Source organism: Kitasatospora sp. Xyl93 (assembly GCF_055383135.1).
This window is the reverse complement of the sequence record NZ_AP029185.1, coordinates 1,032,049-1,058,221: the sequence shown is the minus strand read 5'-3', so window position 1 is coordinate 1,058,221 and position 26,173 is coordinate 1,032,049. Positions and strand designations below refer to the sequence as shown.

Genomic DNA, 26,173 nt, shown 5'->3' with positions numbered 1-26,173 from the left:
CCTCCGATCATGACCGACGGGTAGGTCCCGGACCGGTCACGGACCCATCACAGGATCCCCGCTCGACGGTGCGCATCGCTACGGTCGCTCCAACCAACCGCACCACGTCCCAGAGGAACCCATGCGTCGCACCGCCCTCACCCTGCTCGCCGCCGGCGCCACCGTTCTCGGTCTGGCAGCATGCGATCCCAGCACCTCCACCAGCAGCGGGAGCACCGCCCCCGCTGTCGCCGCGACCACCGCCGGCGCCCCGGCGGCACCCGCGGCGGGCGACACTGCTCCCGCGGCCGCCCCGCCGGCCGCGGCCCCCGCCGGTGGTGGCGACGCCGCCAAGGACGCCGAGATCACCAAGTGCACGGTCAACGACCTGCTGAAGATGCCCGAGGCCGAGGTCAGGATCACCAACCACAGCAGCAAGAGCAGCAACTACATCGTGCAACTGGAGTTCACCGACGCCTCGGGCACCCGCATCGCCGAGGGCGCCGCCGCGACCAACAACCTCGCCCCCAGCCAGGCCGCCGTGCAGAAGGCCCCGGGGGCGGCGCAGGTGTCCGGCAAGGTCAACTGCCGGATCACCGGTGTCACGCGCTACGCGGCCCCCTGAGCGGGTCCGGGAAAGCACCCGCCGCACAGGAAGTCGGCCTACCCGACTTCCTGTGCGGCGGGGGCGGGACCGGTGCCGGCGAGGACGGGGCGGGGGCCGGTGCCGGCGCCTGCCGACCGGGCGGGCTACCGGTCCGCGACGAGCTTGCCGGCCGCGCCCCAGTTCTCCGCCGGGTACTCCTGGATCCACACGTACACGCTCTCGGCGGGAACCTCCAGCGCCTCCACGAAGGCCTCGGTGACCCGCTTGACCAGCTCGCGCTTCTGCTCGACCTCGCGCGGGCCCTGCTGAATGGTGACGATCGGCATCCTCGGCTCCTGACCGGGTGGTGTTCCGCCGGGATCTCCGGCTGGGAACAGTCCACCCCGGGCGGGCCCGCCGCACCCAGACCGGAATCGCTCTGGCAGCGATCACGAACCCTGATCGTCCCAGGTCACCGCCGATCGGCAGGCTTCCAGGAGCAGCCGCGGGAGCGGGCTGGAACGCCGTACGGCGATCGAGGTCGGCAGGGCCAGCCGGGTCCGGCAGGGGCGGAAGGCGATCCGGCGGGCGTTCACCATCCGGGCGTTGGCGGCGTACACCACCGTCCACATCGGCGTGCCGGTGCCGATCGACGCCAGGGTGTCCTGGAGCGAGCCGTGCGGCGGGCCGAGGGTCGGCTCGAAGCCGGCCCTCGCGCAGGCGTCCATCACCAGGTCCACCAGCGCCGGATGGTTGCGCCGTTCGGTCAACCGGAGCGGCAGGTCGGCGAGTTCCGTGAGGTCGACCTCGGACTGGTCGGCGAGGGGGTGCCGGCCGGGCAGCGCCAGCACCAGCTCGTCCTGCCAGACGGGCAGGAACCGGAGCTCCGGGCTGTCCTCGGCGATCGCGCCCCGGACGAACGCGGCGTCGAGGCGGCCGTCCGCCACGCGGGCCAGCCGCTCCCGCACCGGGGCGTCCCGCAGCTCGACGCGCACCTCGGGCGCCCGCCGCTGGTAGGTGTCCAGGATCAGGTCGAGCCGTTCACCGAGCCCGGTGACGGTGCCGAGCCGGAGCGTGGCGGGCGCGGCCAGGTCGGCGGCCACGGCCCGGGCGGCGGCCTCGGCGGCCAGCACGTCCCTGGCCGCGCCCAGGAAGCGCTCGCCGGCCGGGGTCAACCGGACGTACCGGGGCGACCGGTCGAACAGCTCGACCCTCAACTCCCGTTCCAGCCGCCGGACCTGCTGACTCACCGCGGGCTGCCCGAGCAGCAGCCGCTCGGCGGCCCGTCCGAAGTGCAGTTCCTCGGCGACGGCCACGAAGCAGCGCAGCTGCCGTAGCTCCATGCGGTCCCCCTGCTCGATCGGCCGCCCTCGATGCCCCCATCGTCCCAGGCCGGGGCAGGCCGCCCCGCGCCGCCCCGCCCCGCGCCGCCCCGCCCCGCGGGCGCCCCGCCCGGAGCCGGGGCCGGGTGCCAGGGAGCGGACCAGGCGGACGGCTTACTGTTCTGGGGTCCGCAGGTGGGCCGGGAGTGGGGAGTCCGAGGGTGTCCGAGGCGAAGAAGCCGGTGCTGTACGTGGTGGTGTGCGCGGCGGGGGTCGCGGGCGGGGTGGGGGAGCTGATCGCGGCGGCGCAGGGGCAGGGGTGGGACGTGGGGGTGGTGGCGACGCCCCATGCGATGCCGATGATCGACGCCGGGGCGATCGTCGCGCAGACCGGGTATCCGATCCGTTCGGCCTGGCGCAGGCCGGGCGAGCCCCGGCCGCTGCCGGACCCGGACGCGATCGTGGTGTCCCCGGCCACCTTCAACTCGATCAACAAGTGGGCCCTGGGCATCTCCGACACCCTCGCCCTCGGCATCCTCTGCGAGTCGTACGGCTGGGGCGTCCCCGTCGCCGTGCAGCCCTGCCTGAGCGCGGCGCAGTCGGCGCACCCGGCGTACGCGGAGAGCCTGGCGAAGCTGCGCCGGATGGGGGTGCGGATCGCGGACTCCGCGCCGGGCTCGTACGACTGGACGCGGGCCCTGGAGCTGCTGCGGGACTGACAGGGTGGCTGGTGCGGCACGCGGATCCCGGCAGTGTGAGGGGTGGCCGCCGCCGGACCTCCGGAGGTAGCGTCCGGGCAGGTCGGCGAGGGTGTGGGAGGTTTCCGGTGGCGGCGGTCAACGGCGGGGTGTCGTTCTGGTACGCGGCGGACGGGGTGCCCGGGGCGGGGCCCGGGCTGCCGGGGGACCGGGACGTCGACGTGTGCGTCGTCGGCGGCGGGTACACCGGCCTCTGGACCGCCTACTACCTGAAGAAGGCCGACCCCGGCCTCCGGATCGCCGTCCTCGAACAGCGCTTCTGCGGCTACGGCGCCTCCGGGCGCAACGGCGGCTGGCTGTACAACGGCTTCGCCGGGCGCGGCGCGTTCGCGAGGACGTACGGGCTGCGGCGCGCGGCCGCGATGCAGCGGCTGATGGACGAGGCGGTCGGGGAGGTCGTCGACGTCACGGAGGCGGAGCGGATCGAGGCGGACGTCGTCCGCGGCGGGGTACTCGAAGTCGCCCGCAGCAGACCGCAGTTGGAACGCCTGCGGGCCCACGTCGAGGGTGAGCGGGCCTACGGCGAAGGCCGCGTCGAGCTGCTCGGCGCGAAGGAGGCGGGGGACCGGATCAACGTCGCCGGCACCCTCGGCGGCTGCTGGACCCGGTACGGCGCCCGCATCCAGCCCGCCAAGCTCGTCCGCGGACTCGCCCGCACCGTGCGCGAGTCGGGCATCGAGGTGTACGAGGGGACGGCGGTGACCGCCATCCTGCCCGGCTCCGGCTACCGCAAGCCCCGCGCCGTCACCCCGCACGGCACCGTCACCGCCGACCAAGTGCTGCGCGCCACCGAGGGGTTCACCGCCGGGCTGCGCGGCGAGCGGCGGACCTGGCTGCCGATGAACTCGGCGATGGTCGCCACCGAGCCGCTGCCCGCCGGGTTCTGGGCCGAGGCCGGCTGGGAGGGCCGGGAGGTGCTGGGCGACTTCGCGCACGCCTACATGTACGCCCAGCGCACCGCCGACGACCGGATCGCGCTCGGCGGTCGCGGCGTGCCCTACCGGTTCGGTTCGCGGACGGACTCGGACGGCGGCACCCAGGTGGAGACGGTGCGCCGGCTGCGCCGGATTCTCGACCGCTTCTTCCCTGGGGCCGCGCAGGCCCGGATCGACCACGCCTGGGCGGGCGTGCTCGGCGTCCCCCGGGACTGGTGCGCCACCGTCGAGCTGGACCGGGTGAGCGGGCTCGGCTGGGCGGGCGGGTACGTCGGCAGCGGGGTGACCACCAGCAACCTGGCCGGCCGGACCCTGCGGGACCTGGTGCTCGGCCGGGACACCGAGTTGACCCGGCTGCCCTGGGTGGGCCACACCGTGCGGCGCTGGGAGCCGGAGCCGCTGCGCTGGCTGGGCGTGCACGCGATGTACGCCGCGTACCACGCCGCCGACCGGCAGGAGGCGGCGGGCCGGGCCACCACCTCGCCGATCGCCCGGGTCGCGGACCTCGTTGCCGGGCGCTGAGCCGCTGGGTGCCGAGCCGCTGGGCGTTGAGCCGCCGGGCGCCGAGTTGCCGGGTGCTGAGCCGATGGCCGTCGAACCGCCGGGTCCGAGCCGTCGGCGTCGAACGTCCGCAGGGCGGAAGGAGCGTGGTCGACGGACCGGCGCGCCCGACAGTGGACGAGGCGGACCCTTGGAGTCGCCGTCCCGCCCCCGCGGTGTCGATCGTCCGTTCGGACGTGCCGCCGAGCGGAGTCGGCCCGCAGCACCGACGGTGAAGGCGTGCTGAGGAGAACGCCGCCGGCCCTCGCGGTCGCCCTGCTGCTCTGCGCGCCCGGGAACGGCGCGTGGGCCGGGTCGCCGGGCCGGCAGGTGGCGGTCGTGGACCAGGCCTCGCGCAGCGTGCTGGTGTTGCAGAGCGCCGAGGAGCTGATGGCCTACCGGGGCCCGGACTGGCTGCCGGTGGCCTGGGCCTGGAGTGCCGACCGGGCACCGGAGTTGGCGGATCTGGCACCCGCGCGCAGCTGGACCGGTCCGGACGAGGCGAAGTCCCGGGTCCGGCAGGGCCGTCGCTACCTGCTGACCACCGCCTCCGGCGGGCTGGCCGCGGTCGTGGAGACGGCCACCGGCCGCGTCCACTGGGCCGCGGACCTGGGGGCGGCCGCCAATCCGCACAGCATCGAGCTGCTGCCGGACGGCAACGTGGCCGTGGCGGCGAGCAGCGGCGGCTGGGTGCGGCTGTACGCGGCCTCGCAGGGCCCGCGGGCCGCGGCGTACGCGGAGTTCCCGCTGCCCGGCGCGCACGGGGTGCACCGGGACGCCCGGACCGGCCTGCTCCTGGTGCTCGGCGACACGTCGCTGACCGCGCTGCGGGTCGGCGGCACCCCGGCCGCGCCGACCCTCGCCGCGGTGCGCAACACCCCGCTGCCGGCGCCCGGCGGGCACGACCTGGCGGCCGTGTCGGCGTCCCCCGGACGGTTCTGGGTGACCACGTCGGCCGGCCTGTGGCGCTACGACCCGGCGGCCGACCGGTTCACCGCCGTGCACCTGGCGGATCCGGCGGCCGAGCGGGACCTCAAGAGCGTCGGTGACGAGCCCGGCACCGGCCGGCTGCTCACGGTGGCGCCCGACCACACGGCCCCGTGCGACTGGTGCACCTCGGTGATCACCCTGCACCGGCCGGAGGGGACGCGGGTGCTGCGCGGCACGCACCTCTACAAGGCGAGGTGGTGGAGTGTCCGGTAGCAGATTCTGGACCGTGAGGGGTCGATCTCGGGGCGCGCGTCGGAGATACCACCCGAATTGCGGACGGCATTCGGCTGATGGGGCATATTGTGTACACCGACAAACTACTCCGATGGAGGTCAGTTTTCCGTCGCGGTCCGCAAACCATCCGTCGACCCCGGTCGGCTGGGATAGCGTCGTGGGGTCGGGGGGTCGACACCGATCCGGTGTATTCGAACGCCAGCTACTGGGCCGTAGAGGCCGAATGAGTCATGGAGAAAAACATGCGGAATTTCCCTGTGGAAAACCGGCCGGATGGAGTTGACGACCTTCAGCTCGCGATGGAATCTCTGGCAGCCTTCCCGTCCCGGAACGCGGGGAGCGGGGCGGATGTGACCGAGCGGCTCGCGGCCGTTCACGACCTGTGCCGCGCGGTCGACGCCGTGCTCGACAGTCTGGTCGTCCAGGCCGCCGCCGAGGCGGCCGAGGAGGGGTGGACCGCGGCCCGGATGGCGGCCGAACACTCCGGCTACTACGCCAGGTTGCAGCGTGCGCTGCTCCCCGCCGGTGCCGGGCTGACCCGGCAGTGAGCGCGGTCCAGCCGGGCGTGCACGTGCTGTCCTGCCCCACCCGGTGGAGCGACGTCGACGAGAACGGGCACATCAACAACGCCCGCCTGGTCGGCTACATCCAGGAGGGGATTTACGACCTGTTCTGCCACCACGAAACCGCCGTGCGGGAGTCGCTGTTCCCGTCCGGATTCATTATCGCGCGGCACGAGATCGACTACCTGGAGCAGTTGCACCACCGGCCGGAGCCGTTGGCGGTGCGGCTCACCGTGGAGCGGCTCGGACGGAGTTCCGCGCAGGTCGAGGTGAATGTCTGCCGGGATCGGCTGACCTATATGCGGGCGCGGACCGTGGTGGTCGCGCGGGACCGCGAATCCGGCCGCTCGCGGCCGCTCAGCCCGGCCGAGCGGGTCTTTCTCTCGGCGTTTATGACGGACGGGGCCCGCGCCCAAGCCGCCCTGGCGGCCACGACGGTGACCGCGGCGACGACCGTGACCACGGCGACCACCGTGCCGACGGGGACGCCGGTGACGCCGGCCGCGGCGCCGGTGAGCGCGACGGCCCCGGCGCAGCGCGTACCGGCCGGTGCGGCCACCGGTGGGCTGCTGCCGGCCCGGCGGCCGCGCAGGCGGTGCCACGCCTCGGCGGGCTGAACCGCCGGCGCGGGCGGCCGGTGGCGTGATCGACGACGGCGTCGGTCCGCCCGGCCGAACCCCGGGGGCGGGCGGGCCGTACGGTCCCGCGTTCCGTGGCGGCAGGCCGGTTCCGGAGGCGCCGGGGCGAGTTACCCTGAGCAGCACGGGCACCGGTACGTCCCGCGGCGGTCACGGGCTGCGACTCCCCTCCCGGCTCCGGGCGAGCAGGCCGCCGTCGGTCCGGCCGGCGCCGCCGACCGGAAGGAGGATGCGATGACCATCTCCTGGGAGGACTTCCTCGCCCGCGTCGTGGAGCGCGGCGAGTACCGGGGCGAGGCCGAGGCGGACCACGCCGTCCGGGTCGTGCTCGCCCTGCTCGGCGAGCACCTGGTGGGCTCCGAACGGAACGAACTCGCCGACGCGCTGCCCGTCACCTACGCGTCGCTGCTGCGCGACGCCGCGCCCGCGGCCGAGCCGCTGACCGCCGAGCGCTTCGTGGAGGCCGTGGTGGGGTGGATCGACGGGGCCACCCCGGCGACGGCGCAGTGGGACATCGGGGCCGTGCTCAGCACCGTCGCCGACCTGGTCCCGGGGGTACTGGTGGACCGGGTGATCGAGCAACTCCCGGAGGGCTACGACCTGTTGTTCGGCCATCCCGCCCGGGCCTGAACCCGCCCACGCCGGGAGCCGCCCGTGCCCCCGGAGCCGCGCCGGCGGCTCCGGGGCGGCCGCGATCCCGGGGCGGCCGTGACCGCGTGGCGGCCGTCTACCCCGTGGTGGCCCGGAACAGCTCCGTGCCCGGGCCGGTCAGCTCGACCGGCCCGGCGCCCGGACGCAGATAGGCCGACGCGCCCGCGGGGAGCGGGAGTTCGGCGCCACCGGGCGCCCGCAGCCGGGCCCGGCCGGAGACGCAGAGCAGGATCTGCGGGGTGGGGAGGTCGACCCGGACGGCGGCGGCGCCGGGGCGCAGCCGGGAGAGGCCGAACTCCTCGGCGGGTGAGGGGAACCGCTCCTCGGTTCCATTTTCGGTGCCGGTGCCGGTGCCGGTTCCGAAGCCGTCGCCGGAGCCGCTCCCGAGCGGGCGCGGCAGGAGCACCTCGGGCTCCTGGGGGCGGAAGGACGTGACCGCCAGCAGGCCGTCCACGTCGACGTGCTTGGGGGTGAGCCCGCAACGCAGCACGTTGTCCGAGTTGGCCATCAACTCCACGCCCACGCCCCGCAGATAGGCGTGCGGCACCCCGGCGTCCAGGTACAGCGCCTGCCCGGCGGTGAGCCGGACGTGGTTGAGCAGCAGCGCGGCGAGCAGCCCCCGGTCGCCGGGGTACTCCTCGGCGAGCCGGGCGTACGCGGCGCAGCTCGCGGCGTACGGCCCGCCGGCGGCTGCCGTGCGGCGCAACGCCCCGGTGACGGCGGCGAGTTCGTCGTCGGAGGCGTTCAGCCCGGAGCGCAGCAGCCCGGGCAGCACCGCCTCGGCGGGCCGGGTGCGCAGGGCGGCGGCCCAGTCGGGGAGCACGTCGAGCGCGTCCAGCAGCCGGGCGGTGCCGGCGGTCGGGCGGAAGCCGCACAGTGCCTCGAAGTCGCCGAGGGCGCAGATGAGTTCGGGCTTGTGCTCGCGGTCCTTGAAGACCCGCTCCGGCGCGTCCAGCGGGATGCCGCGGGCCTGCTCCGCCGCGTACCCGGCCTCGGCCTGGGCCCGGGTGGGGTGGACCTGGAGCGAGAGCGCCCGCTCGGCGGCCAGCACCTTGAACAGGAACGGCAGCGCCGGGCCGAACCGCCGTACGGTGTCCGGCCCGAGCCAGCCGTCCGGGTCGGCGTCGATCAGCCCGTCCAGCGGCCGCGGTCCGCCCTCGCCGCCGCGGCCGTCGACGGTCAGCAGGGACGGCGCCGAGGGGTGGGCGCCCAGCCAGAGTTCGGCCTGCGGGGTGCCGTCGGGCGCGGTGCCGGTGAGCGCGGGGATGGCGGTGGCCGACCCCCAGGCGTAGCGGCGGACGGGATTGCGCAGGAGGGCGAACGGGGGGAGGGCGAACGGCGGGAGGACGGGCGGCATGCGGGTGGCTCCGGGGAGGGTCAGCGGCAGAGCGCGGCCGCGCCGATCAGCCCGGCGTCGGTGCCGAGTTCGGCGCGGCGCACGTCCAGGCCGCGGATGTACGAGAGGGCGGCGTAGCGGTCCAGGTGGCGGGCGAGCGGGGTGAGCAGCACGTCCCCGGCCGCGGCCACGCCGCCGCCGATCACCACCCGGGAGAGGTCCACCAGGGCGGCCGTGGCGGCGATCCCGGCGGCCAGCGCCTGGGCGGCGCGGTCGAAGGAGGCGAGCGCGACCGGGTCGCCCGCGGCGGCGGAGGCGGCGACGGCGCGGGCCGTCCGGTCGCCGTCCACGGGCCGCCAGCCCTCGGCGAGTGCGCGGCGGGCGATCGCGGTGCCGCTGGCGAGGCCTTCCAGGCAGCCGCGCGAGCCGCACGGGCAGGGCTCGCCGTCCAGGTCGACGGTGATGTGGCCGAGGTGGCCGGCGTTGCCGCTGGGGCCGGGGCGCACCACGCCGTCGAGCACCAGCCCGGCGCCGACGCCGGTCGACACCACCAGGCAGAGCGCGTTGGCGGCGCCCCGGGCCGCGCCCTGCCAGTGCTCGGCGGCGGCCATCGCCACGCCGTCCCCGGCGAGGTGGACGGGCAGCGCGCGGGCCGCCACCGCCGGGTGCGCGGCGACCTCGGCGACCAGCGGGAAGCCGCGCCAGCCGGGGATGTTGACCGGGCTGACGGTGCCGTCGGTGAGGTCGACCGGGCCGGCGCTGCCGATCCCGACGGCCGTCACGGCGGCCCAGTCGGCCGTAGCGGCGAGCCGTTCCAGCACCCGGTGCACCACGGCGAGCACGGCCGCGCCCGGCTCGGCGGCAGGGGTGGGCAGCTGGAGCCGGTGCCGCAGCCGTCCGTCGGTGTCGACCAGCGCCCCGGCGATCTTGGTACCGCCGACGTCGACGGCGGCGAACAGCGGGGTGACGGGCACGGTGGGCTCCAGAAGCGGTCGATGGGGGCGGCGCCCCGGCCGAGGCGGCCGAGGCGCCGAACAGCGTACGTGGACCAGCGGACCGACGGACCCGTGGCCCAGCGGCTCAGTGGTCCAGCGGCTCAATGGGCTCAGTGGTCCAGCCGCTCAGCGGGCCGCGCTGAGCCGCAGCGTGACCAGCTCGAACGGCCGCAGCGCGAGCCGCACCGCGCCGTCCTCGACCGCGACCTCCCCCCGGGTGCCGTCCCAGGGCCGCTCCAGCAGGTCGCAGGGGACGGCACCGGCCAACGGGAAGGAGGTGGTCAGCCGCCCCCGGACGCGGCCGCCGCCGGCCTCGTAGACCCGGACGATCAGGTCCCCGCTGCGGTCGTCGGCGAGCTTGACGGCGCTCACCACCAGGGCGTCGTCGTCCACCTCCACCAGCGGAGCGACCTGCTCGGCGCTGCCGGTGACCCGCCGCTCGGGCAGGCCGATCCGGTAGCCCTCGCGGACGGCGTCGCCGATCGCCGCGCCCGGCACCAGGGCGTGCCGGAAGCGGTGCAGGCCCTGGTCGGTCTTCGGGTCGGGGAAGCGCGGGGCGCGCAGCAGCGAGAAGCGGACGGTGGTGGTCGTCCCGCCGTCGTCGGCGCGCACCGCGCGGGTGACGTCGTGGCCGTAGGTGGAGGCGGTGACCAGGGCGACGCCCCAGCCGGGCTCGTCGAGGTGGACGAAGCGGTGGTTGCAGGCCTCGAACTTGGCGGCGTCCCAGCTGGTGTTGGTGTGGGTGGGCCGGTAGAGGTGGCCGAACTGGGTCTCGGCGGCGTAGCGCTCGGTGTGGATGTCCAGCGGGAACGCGGCCTTGAGGAACTTCTCGGTCTCGTGCCAGTCGACCTCGGTGTCGATGTCCAGTCGCTGCTCGCCGGCCGGCAGGGTGAGGGTCTGGACGACGGTGGAGGAGCCGAAGGAGCGGGCGATCCGCACCGAGGCCGCGTCGGGGGAGCAGGTGGCGGTGAGCGAGTCCACGCCGGTCAGGTCGGTGACGGTGTTGCGGTAGAACTGGTCCACGTCCCAGGCGTCCCACATGTTGGGGAAGTCGGGGTGCAGCTGGAGCAGGTTGGCCCGGCTGCCGGGCGCGACGGTCTCCCGGCCGGTCGCGAGGTCGACCACCGAGGCGATCAGGCCGTCCGCGTCCACGACGACCTCCAGCAGGCCGTTGTGCAGGGTGAAGCCGCCCTCCGGCCGCTCCACCGCCTCGCAGCCGGCGCCCGGCGACGCGACCACGGCGGCCCCGCCCGCCGGCACCGCCGAGCGGGTGTGCGGCGCCGCGTTGAACACCAGCTCGCGTCCGCCGTCGGCGGCCCCGGCCAGCGCCTGCTGGGCCGCGCCGATCAGCCCCTCCAGCTCGGCGGCCAGCGCGGCGTACGTCGCCTCGGCCTCGCGGTGCACCCAGGCGATGGACGAGCCGGGCAGGATGTCGTGGAACTGGTGCAGCAGCACGGTCTTCCAGATCCGGTCCAGCTGCTCGTACGGGTAGGCCGCGCCGGTGCGCAACGCGGCGGTGGCGCACCAGAGTTCGGCCTCGCGCAGCAGGTTCTCGCTGCGCCGGTTGCCCTGCTTGGTCTTCGCCTGGCTGGTCAGGGTGGCGCGGTGCAGCTCCAGGTAGAGCTCGCCGACCCAGACCGGCGGGTCCGGGTACTCGGCCTCGGCCTTGGCGAAGAACTCGGCCGGGTCCTCCCAGCGGACGGTGGCCGAGCCCTCCAGGTCCTTCATCCGGGCCGCCTTGGCGACCATCTCGCGCGTGGTGCCGCCGCCGCCGTCGCCCCAGCCGGTCGGGGCGAGCGAGTGCCGGGCGACGCCCTTGTCCTTGAAGTTCCTCGCCGCGTGGGCGATCTCGCTGCCCTTCATCGAGCAGTTGTAGGTGTCCACCGGCGGGAAGTGGGTGAAGATCCTGGTCCCGTCGATGCCCTCCCAGAGGAAGGTGTGGTGCGGGAACCGGTTCACCTGGCTCCACGAGATCTTCTGGGTCAGCAGCCACTTGGAGCCCGCGTTGCGGATGATCTGCGGCAGGCCGCCGGTGAAGCCGAAGGTGTCCGGCAGCCACGCCTCGTGGTTCTCCACCCCGAACTCGTCCAGGAAGAACCGCTTGCCGTGGACGAACTGCCGGGCCATCGCCTCCGAGCTCGGCATGTTGGTGTCGGACTCGACCCACATGCCGCCGACCGGCACGAACCGGCCCTCCGCCACGGCCTTCCGGACCCGGGCGTACACCTCGGGCCGGTGCTCCTTGATCCAGGCGAACTGCTGCGCCTGGGACATGGTGTAGCGGAACTCCGGCTCGTCCTCCAGCAGCGCGGTCATGTTGGCGGTGGTGCGGGCGACCTTGCGGACGGTCTCGCGCAGCGGCCAGAGCCAGGCCGAGTCGATGTGGGCGTGGCCGATCGCGCTGATCCGGTGCGCGGACGGCACGGCGGGCGCGGCCAGCACCCCTTCCAGCTGCGAACGGGCGGCCGCGGCCGTGCCGTTGACGTCCTGGAGGTCGACCGCGTCGAGCGCCCGCTCGACCGCGCGCAGGATCTCCCAGCGGCGGGGGCCCTCCACCGGCAGCTCGGCCATCAGCTCGCCGAGCACCTCCAGGTCCAGCACCAGCTGCCAGACCGTCTCGTCGAAGACGGCCAGGTCCATCCGGGCCAGCTTGTACTGCGGCTGGTCGCCGGCCGTCTCCTTGTCGCCCAACTCGGTCGGCAGGAAGGGGTGGTAGTCCAGGATGACCGGGTTGGAGGCGGCCTCGACGTGCAGCAGCACCTGCTCGCCGCCGGCCGCCGGGGCGGCGATCCGCACCCACTGGTTCTGCGGGTTGAGGCCCTTCACCGGGGAGCCGTCCGGGCGGTAGACCAGGCCCTCGCACTGGAAGCCGGGCATGTTGGCGTCGAAGCCGAGGTCGATCAGCGCCTCGACGGTGCGCCCGGCCCAGGCCTCGGGCACGGTGCCCGTCACGGTGATCCAGCTGGTGCCCCAGGGCGCGCCCCAGGCGTCGCCGACCGCGATCGGGGTGCGCGGGGCGGCCAGGCCCTCGGCGACCGGGACGGGCTCGCCGGGCGCCGTCCAGATGCCGACCTCCAGCGGGACGGACTCGGGGTAGACGGCCGGGCGGATGCGCTCGTCCAGGACGCGCTTGAGGCGGGACTCGACCAGGGTGCGGTCATCGTGCATGTCAGCGGGCTCCGTTGCGGGCTGGGGACGGTTGGAGGGAGGGTACGTCGGAGGGGTGGACCACCTCGGTGATGCCGCGCGCGGCGAGGTGCTCGCGGTCCTCGGCGTGCTCGGCGAGCACCGCGGTCGGCCGGGCGCCGTCCTCGGCGAGGCGCATGAACGCCTCGTACACCGGACCGCCGGGGCCGCAGACCGCGCGCCGCGGCGAGGTGACCTCGTCGCCGGTGGCGACCACCACGGCGGTGCTGCGCGGCTTCGGCGGCTGCCAGGACCGGCGGGCCTCGGCGGCGGCCTCGGCGAGCCGGGCGCCGGCCGGCTTGACCGTCCGGTCGGTGGTCAACAGGCCGAGGCTGTACTCCAGTTCGGGGAAGTCGGCGAGCGAGCGGTCCACGTCGTGCGAGCACCACCAGGTCACGCCCCACAGGTCGGGGCAGTCCAGTACGGCCGCCACCGTGGCGCCGGTGAAGCGCGCCGCGTCCTGCGCCGTGATGTGCGGGGCGGGCGCGCCGACCTCCTGCAGCCAGACCGGGCGGGCCGGGTCGTCCGCCCAGGCCTTGGAGAGCTCGACCAGGTACGCGGCGTGCTGGGCGGTGGCGGTGGAGTGGGCGCCGTAGCGCTGGGCGGTGCCGTTGAACACCCAGGAGTGCACGGCGGTCGCGGCGCCGATCCGGGCCGAGTGCCAGGGGGTGAACGGGTGCTCGTCCAGGTACCAGGCCGCGTCGTAGGAGGCGTGCAGGTGCAGCCGGCCGGGGGCGCCCTGTTCGCAGGCGTCGAGCATCCGGCGCAGCCAGGCCTCCGCCTCGGCGGGGGTGGCCCGGTCGGGGTCGGGGTGCGGGGCGCCGGAGAACTGGTTGATCTCGTTGCCGAGCGTCATCCCGAGGAAGTTGGGCCGCTCGCGCAGCGCTCCGGCGAGGGTGCGCAGGTACGCGGCCTGGCCGTCGAGCACCTCGGGGTCGGTGAAGATGTTGCGCCGGTGCCAGGTCCGCGTCCAGGACGGCAGGAAGTCGAAGCTGGACAGGTGGCCCTGCAGGCCGTCCACCGCGACGTCCAACCCGCGCTCGCCGGCCGCGTCCACCAGGGCCGTCAGCTGCTCGACGGCGCGCGGGCGGATCAGGGTGCGGTTGGGCTGGAAGACCGGCCAGAGCGGGAAGACCCGTACGTGGTCCAGGCCGAGGGCGGCGATGGAGTCGAAGTCGGCGCGCACGGCGTCGAGGTCGAAGTCGAGCCAGTGGTGGAACCAGCCGGCGCTGGGGGTGTAGTTGACACCGAAACGGGGAGCGGTGGTCATCGGGCATCTTCCTCAACGGGTTCGGGGCGTACGGGCGGTGGGCTATCCCTTGACGGCTCCCTCCTCGACGCCCTTGAAGAAGAAGCGCTGGCAGACGGCGAACACCACGACGATCGGCAGGAAGGCGATCATGGTGCCGGCCGCGATCAGCCGGGGGTTGGCGGAGAAGGTGCCGTTGAGGTACTGGAGCCCGACGGTGAGGGTGTACTTCTGCGGGTCGTTGAGCACGATCAGCGGCCACAGGAAGTCGTCCCAGGCACCGATGAAGGTGAAGATCACGATCACGCTGAGCATGCCGCGCACGTTCGGCAGGCCGATGTGCCACAGCCGCTGCCAGACGTTGGCGCCGTCCACCAGCGCGGCCTGGTCCAGCTCGACCGGGACGGCGGCGAAGGCGGTGCGCATCAGCAGCACGTTGAGCATCGCGATCGAACCCGGCAGCGCGACGCCGGCCAGGGTGTCGGCCAGGCCGAGGCCGCGCACCAGCACGTACTGGGAGACGATGGTGACCTCGCCTGGCAGGATCAGGGTGGCGAGGAACAGGCCCAGGACGAGCTTGGCGCCGCGGAAGCGCAGCCGGGCGAGCGCGTAGCCGGCCAGGGTGCAGCCGACCACGTTGCCGGTGATGCAGACGGCGGCGACGATCACCGAGTTGAGCGCGTAGGTCCACACCGGGATGACGTCGGCGACCTTGCCGTAGTTGCCCAGGGTCGGCTGGTCGGGCAGGAAGCTCGGGGTGCGGGTGTAGACGTCCTCGGCGGGGCCCTTGAGCGAGGTGGACAGCTGCCACAGGAAGGGGCCGATCACCAGCAGCAGGACCAGCACCAGGAGCAGGTAGCGGGCGACGGTCTGGGCGGTGGAGGGGGTGTTGAAGCCCCGGGCGGGCCCGGCCGGCTTGACGGGCCCGGGCGCGCGGTCGGGCCCGGTCGGGTCGTCGGGCCCGGCGGCCCTCGTGCGGACGGTGGTCATGGGTCAGGCCGCCTTCCGGTTCAGGCGCATCAGGAACAGCATCGGGCCGAGGGTGATGACGAACAGCAGCAGGCTGAGCGCCGAGGCGTAGCCCAGGTGGCCGTTGAAGCCGCGGCTGTACATCTGGATCAGCATCACCACCGACATGTCCCGGCCGCCCGGGCCGCCCAGGCCGTTGGAGAGCACGTACAGCTCGGAGAACACGCGCAGCGAGCTCACCGAGATCAGCGCGGAGATCAGGACCATGGTCGGGCGCACCCCGGGCAGGGTGACGTGCCGGAACCGGTGCAGCGGGCCGGCGCCGTCCACGGCCGCGGCCTCGTGCAGCTCGCGCGGGACGTTGGCGAGGGCGGACAGGTAGATCACCATGTAGTAGCCGAGGCCCTTCCAGACGGTCAGGGCGATCGCGCTGAACAGCAGCAGCCAGCGGTCGGTCAGGAAGGGGACCGGGGAGTCGGCCAGCCCGGACTGCCCGAGCAGGCCGTTGACCAGACCGCGGTCGTCCAGCACCCAGCCCCAGATCAGCGCCACCACGACGGCGGAGGCGATCACCGGGGTGTAGAAGGCGGTGCGGAAGAAGGTGATGCCGGGGATCCTGCGCTGCACCAGCAGGGCGAGCAGCAGCGGCAGGACGGTCAGCAGGGGCAGGCAGACCAGCATGAACACGATGCTGTTGAGCAGGGCGTCGGCGAGCTGCTCGTCGTCCAGCAGCCGGCCGTAGTTCTCCAGGCCGGTGAACTGCCCGCCGCCCAGGGGCTTGGCGTTGGTGAAGGAGAGGATCACCGTGTTGACGGCCGGCCAGAGGTTGAAGACGGCCAGCCAGACTATCGCGGGGCCGGCGAGCAGCCAGGGGGTGAACCAACGCCGGTGGGTCATGCCGTTGCCTTCCTGGGGCCTGAGGTGGTGCGGGTGGCTCCCGGCGGGCGGCGGGTGGGGGAGGCCCGCCGCCCGCGCCGGTACGCGGAGTGGTGCCCGGGTGTCGGGCGTCAGCCCTTGAGCAGCTTGTTGCACTGCTCGACGGCGGTGTCCAGCGCCTGCTTGGAGCTGGTCTCGCCGCTGATGGCCAGGGCGAACTGCTGCTTGATGACGGTGGCCATCGCGTCGTCCACCTCGACGGGCTGGATCAGCTTCGCCTTGGCGAGCGAGGTGAAGGCGATCACCTTGGCGTCGCCCGCGTTGGTGCCGTCGCCCTTGCTGAAGAACGGGTCGTTCGCGGAGGCCTTGGTGGACGGGAAGACGCTGGTCAGGTGGGCGAAGGCGGCCTGGTTCTCGGGGCTGGTCACCCAGCGGGCGAGCGCCACGGCGGCGGCCGGGTTCTTGGTGTTCTTCGGGATGGACAGGCCCTGGACGTACAGCGGCGGGGTGCCCATCGCGGCGGAGGGGACGACCTTCGGGGCGAGGGTCGGGTTGTCGGTGGCGAGGCTGGTGATGAAGTTGCCGCCGCCGGTGGTCCAGGCCGCGGTGCCGGAGCTGAAGAGCTTGGAGTTGCCGGCGTAGGTGTCGGTCAGCACCCCGTTCGGCATCAGGCCCTCCTTGAAGGCGTCGCGGTACTTGTCGAGCAGCGCGGCGGCCTCGGGGGTGTTGAAGGTGAAGGTCCTGCCGTCGTCGGACATGATCTTCACTCCGATGTTGTACAGGTCGCCGATGCCCGGCTTGCGGCTCATCAGGTAGGTCTGGCCGCCGGACTTCTCCTTCATCACCCGGGCCTGGGCGATCAGCTCGTCCAGGCTGGTCGGGGGCTTCTGCGGGTCCAGTCCGAACTTCGTGAGGAGTTCCGAACTCCAGTAGTTCACATCGGTGTTGAGGTACCACGGGTAGCCGAAGGTGCCCTGGTGGCCGTTGAACCGGTAGGCGTCCACGCCGCCGGAGACGTACTCCTCGCCGAGCTTCGGGTCGGCCTTGGCGACGTCCAGCAGGACGTCCTTCTTCGCCAGTGGGAAGGCGAAGTCCGGCGGGAGGTTGACCACGTCGGGCAGGGTGCCGGCGGCGGCCTGGCTGAGCACCTTGTCGGAGTAGCCCTCGCCGGGCTGGTCGAGCCACTCGACCTCGACGCCGGGGTACTTCTTCTTGAAGCCGTCGATCACGCCCTGCATGTAGTCGGTGAACTTCGGCTTGAGCGCCCAGGTCTGGAGCGAGACCTTGCCCTTGACCTCGCCGGTGGCGGCCGCACTCGCCACCGCGTCGCTGTCCTTGGCGTCGCCGGAACCGAGCCCGCAGCCGCTGAGCGCGGCGGTGGCGAGCGCGGTCGTGGTCAGTGCCGCCCAGATTCTTCGCATGAGGGTCTCCCGGTCCTGGGGGTGGGTGGGGGATCGTGCGCACTTCGGGGGTGGTGCCTGCGGGTTCCGGCCCAACCGGGTCGCGCGACGGGGGTCGTGCACGACGGGGGTTGTGCCGGATTCCGGAACCTGACTAACTAAACCGGTCTAGCTATGCCAGGGACTATGCTCCCGCCTAAACTTGGATGTCAAGAGAGGAGTCGGGTTCTGTGGGCAGACCGACGATCGCCGACATCGCCCGCCAGGCCGGTGTCTCCAAGGGCGCGGTGTCCTTCGCGCTCAACGGCCGGCCGGGCGTGAGCGAGGCGACCAGGGCCCGGATCCTGCGGGTCGCCGAGGAGATGAACTGGCGCCCGCACAGCGCCGCGCGGGCCCTCGGCGGAGCCCGGGCCGACGCCGTCGGCCTGGTGATCGCCCGACCGGCCCGCACCATCGGCGTCGAGCCGTTCTTCAGCCAACTGCTGTCCGGGCTCCAGGCGGTGCTCTCGGCCAGCTCGATCGCGCTGCACCTGATGGTGGTGGAGGACACCGCCGCCGAGATCGACGTCTACCGGGGCTGGGCCTCCGAGCACCGGGTGGACGGCTTCATCGTGGTCGACCTCCAGGTCAGGGACCCGCGGCTGCCCGTGCTGGACGAACTCGGGCTGCCCGCCGTGGTGCTGGGCGGGCCCGGCAAGGGCGGCAACCAGCTGCGGATCTGGGCCGACGACCGGGAGGCGATGCTGTCGATCGTGGACTACCTGGCCGCCGTCGGGCACCGCCGGATCGCCCACCTCGCCGGGCTGCCGCACTTCCAGCACACCCAGCGGCGGATCCGCGCGCTGCGCGACGCCTCGCGCCGGCTGGGGCTGGAGGAGGCGGTGTCGGTGCCCACCGACTTCAGCGACGCGGAGGGCGCGGCCGCCACCCGGACGCTGCTGTCCCGGGCCCGGCGGCCCACCGCGATCGTCTACGACAGCGACGTGATGGCCGTCGCGGGCCTCGGCGTGGCGGGGGAGATGGGCGTCGCGGTGCCCGGCGAGCTGTCCATCGTCTCCTTCGACGACTCGGTGCTCGCGCGGATCGTCCACCCGCCGCTGACCGCGCTCAGCCGGGACACCTTCGCGCTCGGCGAGCAGGTCGCGCGCAGCCTGCTGGCGGCGCTGGACGAGCCGGGGCCGGGGCGCGACCTGCAGATGCCCACGCCGCGGCTGACCGTACGGGAGTCCACCTCGCCGCCCGGGGCGGTCGGCCCGGCCGTTTCCCCCGCCGGGGTGGTTGCTGCGCGCATCGTTGACAGCGGTTCTGAACCGGTTTAGCCTCGCAGCGCCGAGCGGGACCCGCTCGGCGCGCTCCGCCGCACCACGCCCGGCTCCCGCTGCCCGATCCGCTCCCCGTTCCGCCGTCGCCCCCCGGCGCACCGCGGAAGCCCGATGCCCGTCCGGGCTCCCGGCCGAGGGCGGCAGCAGTACGACCCCCACTCGATCCAGCACCGGCACGCCCGCATGCAGCCGGGCCCGTCCGCGACGGCGGGCCCGCCCCCACCCTCCTCCGCTCGATCGGAGCCACCGCATGTCACGACGCCTCCCTCTGCTGCTCAGCGCCGTCCTCGCGTCGGCCGCGCTGACCACCGCCCCCGCGGCCTGGGCCGACCCGATACCGGCCGCGGCACCCGCCGCGTCGGCCGCGGGAACGGGCAGCCAGCCCTTCGCCTCGTACTGGTACCCCAACAGCATCCTGAACTGGGACCCGGCGACCGACCCGGACGCCCGCTTCAACCGCTCCCGCGTCCCGCTCCAGCCGCGCACCGGCGACCCGGCGCTGCGGGCCAACCCCAACGCCCGGAGCGGCGAGGGGAAGATCGCCTCGCTGGTCTCCTTCGGCCCCACCTCCAACAACCCCTCGCAGGGCTCCGCCGACCCGAACTACTACGCCTTCGGCTACTGGCAGTACGTCGACAAGCTGGTGTTCTGGGGCGGCTCGGCCGGCGAGGGCCTGATCCTGGCCCCCAACCCGACCGTGATCGACGCCGCCCACCGCAACGGCGTCAAGGTGTACGGCACGGTCTTCTTCCCGCCCGGCGCGTACGGCGGCCAGCTCCAGTGGGTCCGCGACTTCGTCCAGAAGTCGGGCAGCCGCTACCCCGTCGCCGACAAGCTCGTCCAGGCCGCGCAGTACTACGGCTTCGACGGCTGGTTCATCAACCAGGAGACCGGCGGCGGCGATTCGGCCCTGGCGGCCGAGGTGCGCAACCTGATGCAGTACACCAAGGCGCAGAGCGGCACCGAGTTCATGTGGTACGACGCGATGACCACCTCCGGCTCGGTCAACTGGCAGAACGCCCTCACCTCGGCCAACTCGCCGTTCCTGCAAGACGGTTCGAAGCGCACCTCGGACTCGATGTTCCTGAACTTCAACTGGTCGGCGAGCGGCCTCGCCTCCTCCCGGACACTGGCCCGGCAGCTGGGCCGCAGCGAGTACGAGCTCTACACCGGCATCGACACCGAGGCCGGCGGCTACAACACCGGGGTGGACTGGAACACCCTCTTCCCGTCCGGGCGGCCGCACACCACCTCGCTCGGCCTCTACCGCCCGGAGTGGACCTGGAAGTCCGCCGCCGACCGCGCCGACTTCTACGCCAAGGACGCCCGCTACTGGGTCGGCGCCGCCAACGACCCGTCCAGGATCGACCTCTCGGCGAGCTGGCCCGGACTGGCCGGCTACGTCGCCGAGTCCTCGCCGATCACCGCCAAGCCCTTCGTCACCAACTTCGACACCGGGCAGGGCGACTTCTACAACGCGGCCGGCACCCGGGTCGCCACCGGCGGCTGGAACAACCTCTCGCTCCAGGACGTCCCGCCCACCTACCGCTGGGTGGTCGAGTCGAGCGGCAGCAGGCTCACCCCGTCCGTCGACTTCACCGACGCCTACCAGGGCGGCTCCTCGCTGCGGCTGAGCGGAAAGCTGGACGCCGCCAACACCGTCCGGCTGTACCAGACCAGGCTGGCGGTCGCCGCGAACACCAAGCTGGACCTGGTGGTCAAGGCCCCGGCCGCCGGGCCGACCAGGCTGAAGGCCGCCGTCTCCTTCACCGACGCGCCGGGCAGCTTCACCACGATCGACGTCGGCTCCAACTCCGGTACCGGCTGGGAGCGGCACACCCTCGACCTCTCCCCGTACGCCGGCCGCACCGTCGCCCAGATCGCCCTGCGGGTCGAGGGCAGCGACCCGGCGTACGACCTTCGGGTCGGCCAAGTCGCCCTCTACGACGGCTCGGTGGAGACCCCGGCGGCACCGTCCGGCCTCACCGTGCTCGGCGCGAGCGACGTCACGCCCGGCTCCAGCCAGTCCCTGCGGCTGTCCTGGACGGCGGCGGCCGGCGGCAACGTGCACCACTACGAGGTGTACCGGCGCAACCCGGACGGCAGCCGCACCTTCCTCGGCGCCACGCCCAACGACGCCTACTTCGTCGGGCGGCTCGACCGGGCCGGCACCGAGAGCGCCGCCACGCTGGACGTCGAGGCGGTGTCCACCACCTACGGGCGCTCCACCGCCGCCTCCACCACGGTGAGTTGGAACGGGACCCCGTCGACCTCCGGCAACCTCGCGCTCAACCGCCCGGCCACCGCCTCCGGCCAGTGCAACGCCAACGAGGGCCCGGCCAAGGCCGTCAACGGCAGCGTCAGCGGCGGGAACGGCGACAAGTGGTGCGCTCTGACGGCCGCCAAGACGCTGGAGGTGGACCTCGGTTCGGCGAAGCAGCTGTCCAGGTTCGTGGTCAAGCACGCCGCGGCCGGCGGCGAGAGCGCGTCGTACAACACCCGCGACTTCGCCATCCAGGTCCGGTCGGGCGTGAACGACCCCTGGACGACGGTCGCCGACGTCACCGGCAACACGGCCGGCACGACGAGCCACCCGGTGAACACCACCGCCCGCTACGTCCGGCTGATGGTCACCACGCCCACCCAGACCACCGACCCGGCCGCCCGCATCTACGAGTTCGAGGCCTGGGGCGCGTAGCCCCGTAGGAAAGGAAGCACCCCGTGCCGGTCACCATCACCGCCGTCGAGAGCACCGACCTGTTCGTCGGCCCCGAGCACGCCCCGCGCCAAGTGCTGCGGGTGCGGCTGGAGGGCCCGGCCGCCCGGATCACCGTCAGCGGCCCGGGTGTCCGCGGCGAGGCGACCGGCACGGGGCTGGTCGAGGTCCCGCTGGAGATCAGCGGGGCCTCGCCCGGCGACCGGCTGCCCGTGGTGGTCGGCGTCGAAGGCGCGGCCGCCGAAGGCGTGGTCGACGTCGCGGAGCCCGGCTGGACGATGTTCCTGGTCTCGCACTTCCACTACGACCCGGTCTGGTGGAACACCCAGGCCGCCTACACCTCCCCGTGGGAGCTCCTCTCCGCCGACGCCACCACCCGGCCGCTGTGGGAGCGCAACGGCTTCGCCCTCGTCGACGCCCACCTGGACCTCGCCCTGCGGGACCCGGTGTACAAGTTCGTGCTCGCCGAAGTCGACTACCTGAAGCCCTACTTCGACCAGCACCCGGAGCGCCGCGAGACGCTGCGGCAGCTGCTGGAACGCGGCCAGGTCGAACTCGTCGGCGGCACCTACAACGAGCCCAACACCAACCTCACCGGCGCCGAGACCACCATCCGCAACATCGTCCACGGCATCGGCTACCAGCGCGACATCCTCGGCGGCGACCCGCGGACCGCCTGGCAGCTCGACGTGTTCGGGCACGACCCGCAGTTCCCCGGCCACCTCGCCGCGGCCGGCCTGACCGGCAGCGCCTGGGCGCGCGGCCCCTTCCACCAGTGGGGCCCGATCCAGAAGAACTTCCGCGAGGCCAAGGACGACGCCCGGGTGATGCAGTTCCCGAGCGAGTTCGAGTGGATCGCCCCCGGCGGCGAGGGCGTGCTCACCCACTACATGCCGCACCACTACTCGGCCGGCTGGTGGATGGACTCCTCCGCCGACCTCGCCACCGCCGAACAGGCCGTCTACGAGCTGTACCGCAAGCTCAAGCCGGTGGGCGCGACGAAGAACCTGCTGCTGCCGGTCGGGACGGACTACACCCCGCCGAACAAGTGGGTCACCGAGATCCACCGCTCCTGGGCCGCCAAGTACCTCTGGCCGCGGTTCGTCTGCGCCGTCCCGCGCGACTTCCTCGACGCCGTGCGCGCCGAACTCGCCGCCACCGGACGCCGGCCCAGTCCGCAGACCCGCGACATGAACCCGGTGTACACCGGCAAGGACGTCTCGTACATCGACACCAAGCAGGCCCAACGGGCCGGCGAGGTCGCGGCCGTGGACGCCGAGAAGCTCGCCACCCTCGCCGCCGTCCACGGCCTCGGCCGCTACCCGGCCGCCGCCCTCGACAAGGTCTGGCGCCAACTGGCCTACGGCGCCCACCACGACGCGATCACCGGCTCCGAGTCCGACCAGGTCTACCTGGACCTGCTCGGCGGCTGGCGGGAGGCCTACGACCTGGCCTCCGGCGTCCGGGACGCCGCGCTGGACGCCCTGGCGGCGCGGATCTCCACGGCGGGGCCGGGCCGGGCGATCGTGGTGACCAACCCGCTCTCCTTCGACCGGACCGACCTCGTCACCGTCGAACTCCCTTCCGACGTGAGGTCGGTGAGGGTGCTGGACGACCGGGGCGACGCGGTGCCGAGCGCCGTCGACCGGGGGACGCTGCGCTTCCTGGCCGCCGACGTGCCCGCGCTCGGCTGGCGCACCTGGCGGCTGGTGGAGGGCGCCGCGGAACAGCCGTGGACGGCCGCCGACGGCTTCGTGATCGAGGGCGACCGGTACCGCGTCACCGCCGACCCGGCCCGCGGCGGCGGCCTGTGTTCGGTGTGGGACCTGCGGCACGACCGGGAGTTGATCCAGGACGGCCGGATCGGCAACGAGCTGCGGGTGTACGAGGAGTACCCGCAGCACCCCGACTTCGGCGAGGGCCCCTGGCACCTGGTGCCCAGCGGCCCGGTGGTCGGCTCCGGGGACGGCGTGGCGTCGGTCCGCCGGGAGACCGGGCCGCTCGGCGAGCGGCTGGTGATCGAGGGGACGGTCGACGCGGTCCGGTACGAGCAGACCGTCACGCTCTGGCGCGGCCTCGACCGGGTCGACTGCCGTACCCGGGTGGTGGACTACTCCGGCGCCGACCGGCTGCTGCGACTGCGCTTCCCGGTGGACGTCCCCGGTGGCCTGCCGGTCAGCGAGGTCGCGGGCGCGGTCGTCGGACGCGGCTTCGCGATGCCGGACGTCGACTCGGCGGAGGCGCCGTGGACCCTGGACAACCCGGCCAACACCTGGTTCGGCCTCGGCGCCACCGCGCGGATCGAGCTCACCGACACCGCCGGGACGGCCGTCGGCTCCCGCGCCCTCGGCGTGGCGGAGGTCGTCGTCCCCGCGTTGGACGACGCCGCCGACGCCCGTCCGCTGGTCGTCGCGCTCGCCCGGGTCGGCGTCACGGCCACCACCTCGGGGGCGGACTGGGCGCGGTACGGCTGGCTGGACGTGGACTCCAACCTGCCGGACTTCCGGATCGTCGTCGGCGGCCCCGAAGCCAACGAGGCGGCACGGGAGTTGATATCCACGGCGGGGGAGGAGTACGCGGCCGTCCTGAAGGCGCACGGCGCGGTGTGGGTGCCGGCGCTGACGCCGCTCGCCGAGGTCTGGCGGCCGGACGCCGACCTGCGCGACCTGCGGGCGCTGCCGGCGCTCGTCGTCTCCGACGGGGTGGCCGTGGCGGCGCTGGTCGAGGACCTGGCCGACGCCCGGATCACCGCCGTCTGCCCGACGGCGGTCTCCGACCAACTGGCCAACCACACTGTGGCGTTGCTGACATTCGGCCTGCCCGGCTTCGCCGTCGACACCACCGGGGCCCTGCACCTGTCGCTGATGCGCTCCTGCACCGGCTGGCCCTCGGGGGTCTGGATCGACCCGCCCCGGCGCACCCTTCCCGACGGAGCATCCTTCCAGCTCCAGCACTGGACGCATGAGTTCAGCTACGCGCTGGTCGGCGGGGACGGCGACTGGCGCTCGCAGATGCTGCCTGCCCGGGGCCAGGAGTTCAACCACCCGCTGTACACCCGGATCGCCGAGGCCCAGGACGGGCCGCTGCCGGCCACGCTGTCGTGGCTGCGGGTCGAACCGCAGCGCGAGGTGCTGCTCGGCACGCTCAAGCCGGCCGGGAACCCGATTGCGCACGGCTCGGCGGCGCCGGTGGGCCCGGATCTGGCCGTCCGCCTGGTCGAGTCGACCGGCCTCGGCCGGACGGCGCGGCTCGGCGGCGCGCTCGGGCTGGGCTCGTTCCAGGCCGCCGACCTGCTGGAACGGCCGCTTCCTTCGGGTGGATCCGGGCTCGACCTCGCCGGGTCGCAGATCGCCACCCTGCTCGCGACCCCCGCCGTCTCGGCTCCGGCGGGCTCGACGGACCTCGGCCCGGCAGCCGAGGTCGCCCAACCCGTCCACGCCCGCTACTGGCTGCACAACCGGGGCCCGGCACCGCTCGGCTACCTGCCGGTGTCGGTCGGCGCCTCGCCCGGGCTGCTGCGGACGACGGGGGAGCCGGTGACGCTCTCGGTCGCCCTCTCCTCCCAGCTGCGGGACGCGGCGGTCGAGGGCACGGCCGTGGTGCTGCCGCCCGAGGGATGGGCGACCAGCCTCGGCAGCCGCCCGTACCGGCTGGAGGCGGACGGGCACCTGCGCTTCCCGGTGACCCTCACCCCGCCGGCCGGCGCCGAGCCCGGGCTCCACTTCGCGGCGGTGCGGATCGAGCACGACGGCCAGCAGATCGAGGACGTGGTCACCATCGCCGTCGGCGACCTCCCCGACCTGCTGCCCGTCCCCGGCGAGACCCCCGAGGACTGGACGATCGCCCAGGGCACCAAGGCCACCACCGGCCGCGACACCGGCCTGACCGTCGAGGTCGCGGCCGAGACCCTGCGGCTCGCCCCCGGCGGCCGGGCCACCCTCGCGCTCACCCTGACCAACCGGACGCGCGGCGAGATCCGCGGCGAGCTGCAGCTGGTCTCCCCGTGGGGCACCTGGGAGGCGATCCCCGACCCCGTCCGGGGCTTCACCGTCCCGCCCGGCTCCTCCACTGTGGTCGAATTCGCCGTCGCCGCCCCCGAGTCCACCGATCCGGGCTCGTACTGGGCACTGGCGAAGGTCATGTGGTTCGGCCGCTGCCAGTACGCCCCGACCGTCGCCCTGGTGGTGGAGGCATGACCCTCGGCCTGCTCGACGGACGCCCCTTCCCGCGTACGGCGCTCGACCACCGCCTCGCCGCCTTACGGAACGGCCCCCGCGCCACCGCCCTGCCGCAGCCCGGCAGTTCGGAGGACCGCCAGCTCACCCGGTGGGTCGCCCAGGTCCTGCTGACCGAGGCGTTGTGCGAGACGGTGGCCGCCGAACGCGACCTGCCCGTGGGGTCTTCGTTGCCCGCCCACCTCGACCAACGAGCCGCCGTCGAACTCGGCTCCATCACCGCGGCCGCCTACGAGGGCAGTGCGGCCGTCCGAGCCGTCTACAACTCCGTGACGGCCGACATCGAGCCCTCACCCACCGACGTCGCCCACTACCGCACCATGACCACCCGGCCGCCCGCGGAACGCTGGCATATCGCCCTCCCCGACGGCGAGTTGGAAGCCGACCCCGAAACCCTTCCGAAGGCCCTCGCCGAAGCCCTCCGCACGGCACCGGAGGGCGAGTGGGTCACCACCGGCCCCTGGACAGCCGCCCTCCTCGCCGCGACCACGCCCCCGGAAGCCCCCGACCCCACCCCCGCCCTCCGCGACGCCGCCCGCCGAGCCGCCTTCGTCCGCTGGCTCGACCACGCCCGTGCCCACCGCCTCACCCTGGTCGAGGGCCTGGAACACCCGGGCGACCCCGCCCAACCCGACAACCATCACCGCCACTGAGCACGCCCCTTCCGGGCGGCCCTTCGCCCCGTGGAGCGAA

Annotated in this window: 20 protein-coding genes; 11 read left to right on the top strand and 9 right to left on the bottom strand. The window is 73.8% G+C overall.

The window, feature by feature from the left end; translation table 11 throughout:
- Positions 1-121: 121 nt before the first annotated feature.
- Positions 122-604 (top strand): hypothetical protein, encoded by a 483-nt coding sequence (locus ACZ5GH_RS04470; protein ID WP_387747076.1) that lies wholly within the window; start codon positions 122-124, stop codon positions 602-604.
- A 125-nt stretch (positions 605-729) separates the two neighbouring features.
- Here the strand turns inward: ACZ5GH_RS04470 and dmpI are convergent, their stop codons facing one another.
- Complete coding sequence (gene dmpI / locus ACZ5GH_RS04465; RefSeq protein WP_387747079.1) at positions 730-912, bottom strand: 4-oxalocrotonate tautomerase DmpI; 183 nt, start codon at positions 910-912, stop codon at positions 730-732.
- 102 nt (positions 913-1,014) lie between these two features.
- Complete coding sequence (locus tag ACZ5GH_RS04460) at positions 1,015-1,908, bottom strand: LysR family transcriptional regulator (RefSeq protein ID WP_387747082.1); 894 nt, start codon at positions 1,906-1,908, stop codon at positions 1,015-1,017.
- Between the two features lie 200 nt (positions 1,909-2,108).
- Here ACZ5GH_RS04460 and ACZ5GH_RS04455 point away from each other — a divergent pair, with 200 nt between their 5' ends.
- The 6 genes from ACZ5GH_RS04455 (at position 2,109) to ACZ5GH_RS04430 (ending at position 7,175) form a co-directional block, all read left to right on the top strand.
- The gene (locus ACZ5GH_RS04455; RefSeq protein ID WP_464333499.1) at positions 2,109-2,606 is read left to right on the top strand and encodes a flavoprotein; all 498 of its coding nucleotides are present in this window, start codon (positions 2,109-2,111) and stop codon (positions 2,604-2,606) included.
- 107 nt (positions 2,607-2,713) lie between these two features.
- A complete protein-coding gene (locus ACZ5GH_RS04450) occupies positions 2,714-4,102 on the top strand; it encodes an NAD(P)/FAD-dependent oxidoreductase (protein WP_464333498.1) in 1,389 nt (462 codons plus the stop codon).
- A 258-nt stretch (positions 4,103-4,360) separates the two neighbouring features.
- The gene (locus ACZ5GH_RS04445) at positions 4,361-5,323 is read left to right on the top strand and encodes a DUF6528 family protein (RefSeq protein WP_464333497.1); all 963 of its coding nucleotides are present in this window, start codon (positions 4,361-4,363) and stop codon (positions 5,321-5,323) included.
- A 371-nt stretch (positions 5,324-5,694) separates the two neighbouring features.
- Positions 5,695-5,892, top strand: a complete 198-nt coding sequence (locus ACZ5GH_RS04440; protein WP_049657510.1) for a hypothetical protein — start codon at positions 5,695-5,697, stop codon at positions 5,890-5,892.
- Complete coding sequence (locus ACZ5GH_RS04435) at positions 5,889-6,524, top strand: acyl-CoA thioesterase (protein WP_464333496.1); 636 nt, start codon at positions 5,889-5,891, stop codon at positions 6,522-6,524. Before ACZ5GH_RS04440 ends, ACZ5GH_RS04435 begins: the two co-directional genes overlap by 4 nt.
- A 255-nt stretch (positions 6,525-6,779) precedes the next feature.
- A complete protein-coding gene (locus ACZ5GH_RS04430; protein ID WP_387747097.1) occupies positions 6,780-7,175 on the top strand; it encodes a DUF2267 domain-containing protein in 396 nt (131 codons plus the stop codon).
- 97 nt (positions 7,176-7,272) lie between these two features.
- Here ACZ5GH_RS04430 and manA read toward each other — a convergent pair whose 3' ends face one another.
- From manA to ACZ5GH_RS04395, 7 genes are all read right to left on the bottom strand, one after another.
- Positions 7,273-8,553, bottom strand: a complete 1,281-nt coding sequence (gene manA, locus ACZ5GH_RS04425; RefSeq protein WP_464333495.1) for a mannose-6-phosphate isomerase, class I — start codon at positions 8,551-8,553, stop codon at positions 7,273-7,275.
- A 20-nt stretch (positions 8,554-8,573) separates the two neighbouring features.
- Positions 8,574-9,506: an ROK family protein gene (locus tag ACZ5GH_RS04420; protein ID WP_387747102.1), complete on the bottom strand. Its 933-nt coding sequence runs from the start codon at positions 9,504-9,506 to the stop codon at positions 8,574-8,576.
- Positions 9,507-9,653: 147 nt separating this feature from the next.
- Positions 9,654-12,695, bottom strand: a complete 3,042-nt coding sequence (locus tag ACZ5GH_RS04415; protein ID WP_464333494.1) for an alpha-mannosidase — start codon at positions 12,693-12,695, stop codon at positions 9,654-9,656.
- 1 nt (position 12,696) lies between these two features.
- Positions 12,697-13,983 carry a glycoside hydrolase 5 family protein gene (locus tag ACZ5GH_RS04410; protein WP_464333493.1) on the bottom strand — a complete coding sequence of 429 codons (1,287 nt, stop codon included), beginning with the start codon at positions 13,981-13,983 and terminating at the stop codon, positions 12,697-12,699.
- Positions 13,984-14,025: 42 nt separating this feature from the next.
- Positions 14,026-14,952, bottom strand: coding sequence for a carbohydrate ABC transporter permease (locus ACZ5GH_RS04405; RefSeq protein WP_464333492.1), 927 nt, complete (start codon positions 14,950-14,952; stop codon positions 14,026-14,028).
- Positions 14,953-14,955: 3 nt separating this feature from the next.
- Positions 14,956-15,828: a carbohydrate ABC transporter permease gene (locus ACZ5GH_RS04400; protein ID WP_387747114.1), complete on the bottom strand. Its 873-nt coding sequence runs from the start codon at positions 15,826-15,828 to the stop codon at positions 14,956-14,958.
- Between the two features lie 110 nt (positions 15,829-15,938).
- Positions 15,939-17,228 (bottom strand): ABC transporter substrate-binding protein, encoded by a 1,290-nt coding sequence (locus ACZ5GH_RS04395; protein WP_387747117.1) that lies wholly within the window; start codon positions 17,226-17,228, stop codon positions 15,939-15,941.
- Between the two features lie 209 nt (positions 17,229-17,437).
- Between ACZ5GH_RS04395 and ACZ5GH_RS04390 the strand changes: the two genes are divergently transcribed.
- From ACZ5GH_RS04390 to ACZ5GH_RS04375, 4 genes are all read left to right on the top strand, one after another.
- Positions 17,438-18,526: a LacI family DNA-binding transcriptional regulator gene (locus tag ACZ5GH_RS04390; RefSeq protein WP_464333491.1), complete on the top strand. Its 1,089-nt coding sequence runs from the start codon at positions 17,438-17,440 to the stop codon at positions 18,524-18,526.
- A 253-nt stretch (positions 18,527-18,779) separates the two neighbouring features.
- Positions 18,780-21,227 carry an endo-beta-N-acetylglucosaminidase gene (locus tag ACZ5GH_RS04385; RefSeq protein WP_464333490.1) on the top strand — a complete coding sequence of 816 codons (2,448 nt, stop codon included), beginning with the start codon at positions 18,780-18,782 and terminating at the stop codon, positions 21,225-21,227.
- Positions 21,228-21,250: 23 nt separating this feature from the next.
- Positions 21,251-25,441: a glycoside hydrolase family 38 N-terminal domain-containing protein gene (locus tag ACZ5GH_RS04380; RefSeq protein ID WP_464333489.1), complete on the top strand. Its 4,191-nt coding sequence runs from the start codon at positions 21,251-21,253 to the stop codon at positions 25,439-25,441.
- On the top strand, positions 25,438-26,133 hold the full coding sequence (locus tag ACZ5GH_RS04375; protein ID WP_464333488.1) for a DUF7158 domain-containing protein: 696 nt from the start codon (positions 25,438-25,440) through the stop codon (positions 26,131-26,133). The genes ACZ5GH_RS04380 and ACZ5GH_RS04375 overlap by 4 nt, the downstream gene beginning before the upstream one ends.
- Positions 26,134-26,173: the final 40 nt, after the last annotated feature.